The 5,835-nt window shown below is 72.7% G+C and carries 5 protein-coding genes and 1 pseudogene; 5 read left to right on the top strand and 1 reads right to left on the bottom strand.

Going from position 1 to position 5,835, the window contains the following annotated elements:
- The first annotated feature begins 233 nt into the window (after nucleotides 1–233).
- The 5 genes from AB0J68_RS25240 (at nucleotide 234) to AB0J68_RS25220 (ending at nucleotide 5,694) form a co-directional block, all read left to right on the top strand.
- Complete coding sequence (locus AB0J68_RS25240; protein WP_354858518.1) at nucleotides 234–1,058, top strand: DUF4097 family beta strand repeat-containing protein; 825 nt, start codon at nucleotides 234–236, stop codon at nucleotides 1,056–1,058.
- Nucleotides 1,055–1,666, top strand: coding sequence for a PadR family transcriptional regulator (locus AB0J68_RS25235; protein WP_355138028.1), 612 nt, complete (start codon nucleotides 1,055–1,057; stop codon nucleotides 1,664–1,666). Before AB0J68_RS25240 ends, AB0J68_RS25235 begins: the two co-directional genes overlap by 4 nt.
- A gap of 85 nt (nucleotides 1,667–1,751) precedes the next feature.
- Nucleotides 1,752–2,453 (top strand): response regulator transcription factor, encoded by a 702-nt coding sequence (locus AB0J68_RS25230; protein WP_030336721.1) that lies wholly within the window; start codon nucleotides 1,752–1,754, stop codon nucleotides 2,451–2,453.
- The gene (locus AB0J68_RS25225; RefSeq protein ID WP_363940653.1) at nucleotides 2,450–4,009 is read left to right on the top strand and encodes a HAMP domain-containing sensor histidine kinase; all 1,560 of its coding nucleotides are present in this window, start codon (nucleotides 2,450–2,452) and stop codon (nucleotides 4,007–4,009) included. The genes AB0J68_RS25230 and AB0J68_RS25225 overlap by 4 nt, the downstream gene beginning before the upstream one ends.
- Before the next feature lie 62 nt (nucleotides 4,010–4,071).
- Nucleotides 4,072–5,694, top strand: a complete 1,623-nt coding sequence (locus tag AB0J68_RS25220; protein WP_363940652.1) for a trypsin-like peptidase domain-containing protein — start codon at nucleotides 4,072–4,074, stop codon at nucleotides 5,692–5,694.
- Nucleotides 5,695–5,746: 52 nt separating this feature from the next.
- Here the strand turns inward: AB0J68_RS25220 and AB0J68_RS25215 are convergent.
- A pseudogene (locus tag AB0J68_RS25215) lies at nucleotides 5,747–5,835 on the bottom strand (ornithine aminotransferase); the annotation flags it as partial.

Raw genomic sequence — 5,835 nt, 5'->3', positions numbered from 1 at the left:
TGCTCTGCTTCAACCCACGCAACACTTGCGGCCCGCTTGTGTTGCCTGGGTTGAAGCAGAGCAAAGGAGGCGACCGGAGCATCCCTTCCCCTCGTCGTTGGAAGGCCGGGGCTGGTGGCTGGCGCCGTGGTCAGGGTCGCGGTGACGACTCGCGACAGTCTTGTGTGTCGCGATGTATCGCGTTAGGGTCTCCTCGTCGGCGCGCGTGGGCGCGTCGCCGAGGGGAGGACGTCATGGCCGGATGGACGGTCGACAGCCCGCAGCGGCTCACCGTGGACGGCCCGGTCACCCGGCTGGACGTCCGCCTGATCAGTGGACGACTCAACGTCGTCGCCACCGACGGCCCGACCCGGATCGACGTCACCCACGTCGGCCGTCGGCCCGTCCTGATCGACCACTCCGACGGCCGGCTCACCATCCGTCAGGAACGCGGCCACGGCTGGTCGGAGGTCCTGCGGTGGTTCCAGATGATCCACCGCTATCCGCGGGTGGACGTCTCCGTCGCCGTGCCCGCCGATGTCCTCGCCGACCTGGACCTGGTCTCCGGGTCGCTGGTCGCCTCCGGTCTGCGGCGGCAGACCACGGCCCACGTCGTCTCCGGCCAGATCACCCTGATGGGCCTGCGCGGCAGCACCTCCGCGAAGATCACCTCCGGGCCGGTGGAGGCGCTCGGCGTGCGCGGTGACCTCACCCTGGAGACCGTCTCCGGGGAGGTGACCCTCGCCGACAGCGCCGCCGACCGGGTACGGGCGCAGACCGTCTCCGGCGCCATCACCTGCGACCTGGACAACCCCCGACGCAGCGAGATCCGGCTCACCACCATCTCGGGCAGCATCACCGTCCGGGTCCGCGAGGACAGCGACCTCGCCGTCCGGCTGAACACCGCCTCCGGTCGGATCACCAGCGGCTTCCCGCAGGTGCGCAACTCGCGATTCCCGCTTCCGAGCAGCGAGGGGGTGCTCGGCGCCGGCGAAGGTAAGCTCTGGGCCTCCGCGACGTCGGGGAGCATTTCGCTCCTCGCCCGACCGGTGACTGCCGACGAGGAGGAGTTGCCGTGACCGCCGTGTTCAGCCACGGGCGGCTCCGGCTCTACCTGCTCAAGCTCCTCGACGACGGCCCCAAGCACGGCTACGAGCTGATCCGCCTCCTGGAGGACCGGTTCCTCGGGCTCTACGCGCCCAGCGCCGGCACCATCTACCCCCGGCTGCAACGGCTGGAGGTCGAGGGGCTGGTGAGCCACACCGCCGCCGGGGGCCGCAAGACGTACGCCATCACCGACGCCGGCCTCGCCGAGCTGCGCCAGCGCGCCGGTGAGCTGACCGCGTTGGAAGCGGACATCGCGGCCTCGGTGGCGGATCTCTCCACCCTGGCCGGCGAGATCCGCAGCGAGGTGCGCGGCTCGACGCGCGACCTCAAGCGGGAGCTGAGCGAGGCCACCCGGCAGACCCGGCGTACGCGGTGGGAGCCGCCCGCGTCGCCGTACCGGCCCCCGTCGGCCGACGTGCCGCGCGCCGCCCTGCTCGACGAGTTCGATCAGCGGCTGGCCTCGTTCACCGCCGAGGTGAGCCGTCTGGCGCGGGCGCGGCAGTTCAGCGACACTCAACTGCGCACGGCGATCCGGCTGCTCGACGGCGCCCTGGACGGGCTGCGCCGGCTGCTGCGCTGACATCCGCCCGGCTGCCCGGCGACTCACAGGGTTTTTCCAGCGAGCGTCCAGCGCCGGTGCAGTGAGGTCACCGATGATTGGGCCCATGCCCGCTACCCAGACCGAGGCGCGACTTCTCGTCGTCGAGGACGACCCCAACATCCTCGAACTCCTCTCCGCGAGCCTGCGCTTCGCGGGCTTCGACGTGGCCACCGCGACCAGCGGCAGCGCGGCCCTCAACGCCGCCAAGGACCACCGGCCCGACCTGGTCGTGCTCGACGTCATGCTGCCGGACCTGGACGGCTTCGAGGTCATCCGGATGCTGCGCGAGGGCGGCACGCGTACCCCGGTGGTGTTCCTGACCGCCCGGGACGCCACCGACGACAAGATCCGCGGGCTCACCCTGGGCGGCGACGACTACGTCACCAAGCCGTTCAGCCTGGAGGAGTTGACCGCCCGGATTCGCGCCGTGCTGCGCCGCACCACCACCGGCGAGCAGGCCCCGTCCCGGCTCACCTTCGCCGACCTGGAGCTGGACGAGGAGACCCACGAGGTGCACCGGGCCGGGCAGCGGGTGCAGCTCTCGCCGACCGAGTTCAAGCTGCTGCGCTATTTGATGCTCAATGCCAACCGGGTGCTGTCCAAGGCGCAGATCCTCGACCACGTCTGGAACTACGACTTCCGTGGTGACGACAACATCGTCGAGTCCTACATCTCCTACCTGCGGCGCAAGGTCGACACCACCCAGCCTCGGCTGATCCACACCCTCCGCGGCGTGGGGTACGTGCTGCGCAAGCCGGCGGCGTGAACGCGGTCCAGCAGGCCAAGGGGCGGCTGCGGGGCGTACCGCTGCGGGTGAAGCTGGTCGCCTCGGTGCTCGCGCTGGTCTCCGGTGCCCTGGTGGTGATCAGTGTCTCGACCGCGTACTTCCTGCACAGCTATCTGGTCGGCCAGATCGACCTCGAACTGCGGGACTCGGCCAACCGGATCCAGTCCATCACGCCGAAGTCGACAGGTGTCTCGCTGCCGAGCGACTACCTGGTGGTGTTGACCAGCCCGACCACCGGCAAGGTGCAGATCTCCGTCTACGACGATTCTCGCTTCTCGGTGAGCGATCTGCCGCCGTGGCCGAGCGACGCCGCCGGGTTCCAGACGCAGGAGCAGAGCCACGGTGATCCGTTCACCGTTCGCGCCCGGGACAGCTCGGTGCGCTGGCGGATGCTCTACACGGAGCTACCCAGCGGTCAGATGGCGGCGATCGGCGAGCACCTGACCGACGTCGACCTCGCCGTCAAGCGGCTGGCCTGGATCGACCTGCTGGTCGGCGGGGCGGTGCTGATCCTGCTCGCGTCGGTCGGCGCGGCGATCGTGCGGACCAGCCTCAAGCCCCTCGTGGAGATCGAACGGACCGCCGCCGCCATCGCCGGTGGCGACCTGACCCGCCGGGTGCCCGACCCGGAGCAGGGGCACGAGCACCCCACCTCCGAGCTGGGCCGGCTCTCCCGCGCGCTGAACGCGATGCTCACCCAGATCGAGGCGGCGTTCACCGCCCGGGCGGCCTCGGAGACGGCGGCCCGCTCGGCGGAGAGCACCGCCCGGGACGCGGCCGCCGCCGCCCAGGCGTCCGAGGCGCGGGCCCGACGCTCCGAGGAGCGGATGCGGCAGTTCGTGGCGGACGCCTCGCACGAGCTGCGCACCCCGCTGACCACCATCCGTGGCTTCGCCGAGCTGTACCGCCAGGGCGCGGCCCGCGCGCCGGAGCAGACCGCCGGGCTGCTGCGCCGCATCGAGGACGAGGCCGCCCGGATGGGTCTGCTGGTGGAGGACCTGCTGCTGCTCGCCCGGCTGGACCGGGAACGCCCGCTCTCGCTGGCCCCGGTGGAGCTGCCGGTGCTGGCCTCCGACGCCGTGCAGGCGGCGCGCGCGATCGCTCCGGACCGGCGGATCGAGCTGGAGATCGAGCCCGGTTCCGGCCCGCTCGTCGTCTACGCCGACGACGCGCGGCTGCGGCAGATCATCGGCAACCTGGTGACCAACGCGCTGACCCACACCCCGCCGGAAGCCGACGTCAGCGTGCGCCTGCGCGCCGAGCCGGGCAACCTCGCCGTCGTGGAGGTGGTCGACACCGGCCCCGGTCTCTCCCGGGAACAGTCCGAGCGGGTCTTCGAGCGGTTCTACCGGGCCGACGCGGCCCGGACCCGACGGGCCGACGGCAACACCGGCACCGGCCTCGGCCTGGCCATCGTGGCGGCGCTGGTCGCCGCCCACCACGGCTCGGTCGAGGTGCTCGAGACACCCGGTGGCGGAGCCACCTTCCGGGTCCGGCTGCCGCAGGTGCCCAAGGGCGACGACCCGGGCGAGTGACTTTCAGCCAACTTCCAGGACGGTTCCAGGTTGGTTGCAGTGCCGGGGGAGAAGGTAGTCCCATGACCGAGTTCGAGTCCGACCCGCAGCGCCGGCCGGCCCCCACCGACGCCGAGCCGTCGCACCCCACCGCCGAGCTGCCGCGCGACGAGCGCGCGCAGTCCGACTCTCCGACCACCCCCGTCCCGGTCGTCTCGACCGACGGGGACACCGCGCCCACCGTCGCCACTCCGGCCGCGTCCGCCGCTCCCGACGGACCGACCGGGTCCGCTCCCCACACCGGGCAGCCGACCGGGTACGAGCCGCCGACCGTGGGCCAGCCCACGGGGTACGAGACGCCGGCCGCCGCTGGTGGATCCGCGCCGCCGTACCCGGTCTCCGCCCACCCGGCGCCCGGCCACTCCGGCCAGCCTGGCTACCCGGGCCAGCCCGGCTACTCCGGTTACCCGCAGCCGGCCGCCGGCCAGTACCCGGGCGCCGGCTGGCACGCGGGCCAGCAGTCCGGCTGGGCCGGCGGGGGCCAGCCGGGCGCGGCCTACCCCCAGCACGCCCAGCACCAGCAGCACCAGCCGGGGCAGCCCGTGCCGCCCTGGGGTCCGCAGGCCACGCCGCCCGGCGCCGGGCCCCGGCCGGGCCGGATCGCCAAGTTCGCCGGCGCCGGCGTCGCGGTGTTCGCCCTGATGCTCGGCTCCGGCGTCGCCGGTGGGGCGCTCGCGCTCGCCCTCGACGGCGACAACGGCGGCGTCACCCGCACCTACTCCGCGGCTCCCGTGCTCAACAGCGCCGACCTGCCGAAGATCGCCGCGTCCGTACAGGACAGCGTCGTCTCCATCGCCACCGACAGCGGCGAGGGCTCCGGCGTGGTGCTCAGCGCCGACGGTTACGTGCTCACCAACAACCACGTGGTCGCCTCCGCCAGCGGGGACACCGTGCAGGTCGTCTTCGCCGACGGCAAGAACGCCCAGGCGAAGATCGTCGGCACCGACCCGAAGACCGACCTGGCCGTGGTCAAGGCCAACGGGGTGAGCGACCTCAAGCCGGCCACGTTCGGCGACAGCGACGCCATGCAGGTCGGCGACCAGGTGCTCGCCCTGGGCAGCCCGCTCGGCCTCCAGGGCTCGGTGACCGCGGGCATCCTCAGCGCCCGGGACCGCACCATCCGGGCCGGCGAGGGCCAGCAGCAGGACCCGAACCAGCAGAGCCAGGCGGTCAGCTCGATCTCCGGGCTGCTGCAGACCGACGCGCCGATCAACCCCGGCAACTCCGGTGGCGCGCTGGTCAACACCCGGGGTGAGGTGATCGGCGTCAACACCGCCATCGCCACCTCCGGGCAGAGCACCGGCAACATCGGCGTCGGCTTCGCCATCCCCAGCAACAAGGCCAAGGACGTCGCCGGCAAGCTCCAGCGCGGCGAGAAGGTCAGCCACCCGTCGCTCGGGGTCGGCGTCAACCAGGCCGAGGGCGGCGGCGCGCTGATCGCCTCGGTCACGGCGGGCAGCGCCGCCGAGAAGGCCGGCCTGCAGCGCGGCGACGTGGTCACCCGCTTCGGCGACAAGGTGATCAACGACTCCGACGACCTGGTCGGCGCGGTGCAGGCCGGCAAGGTCGGCGACCGGGTCGAGGTGCACTTCAAGCGCAACGGCGCCGAGAAGACGGCGACCGTGACGCTCGCCGAGACGTCCTGACCGACAACTGAACCTGCCTCCTCCCTCCGGCGGCGGGTGGCGGGGCCGAGGGGGCCACCACGCGTACCCCCCGCACCCGTTGGGCGCAGCGGGTCGCCGCCCACGCACGGGCCGCGCCGTCCACGAAACCGGTCAGGGTGA

Source organism: Micromonospora sp. NPDC049580, from assembly GCF_040675595.1.
GTDB lineage: Bacteria > Actinomycetota > Actinomycetes > Mycobacteriales > Micromonosporaceae > Micromonospora.
This window is presented reverse-complemented; position numbering and strand designations above follow the sequence as displayed.

Coding starts and splice junctions, on each gene's coding strand:
- AB0J68_RS25220 (WP_363940652.1), top strand. CDS start 4,072: ATGACCGAGTTCGAGTCCGACCCGCAGCGCCGGCCGGCCCCCACCGAC.
- AB0J68_RS25240 (WP_354858518.1), top strand. CDS start 234: ATGGCCGGATGGACGGTCGACAGCCCGCAGCGGCTCACCGTGGACGGC.
- AB0J68_RS25230 (WP_030336721.1), top strand. CDS start 1,752: ATGCCCGCTACCCAGACCGAGGCGCGACTTCTCGTCGTCGAGGACGAC.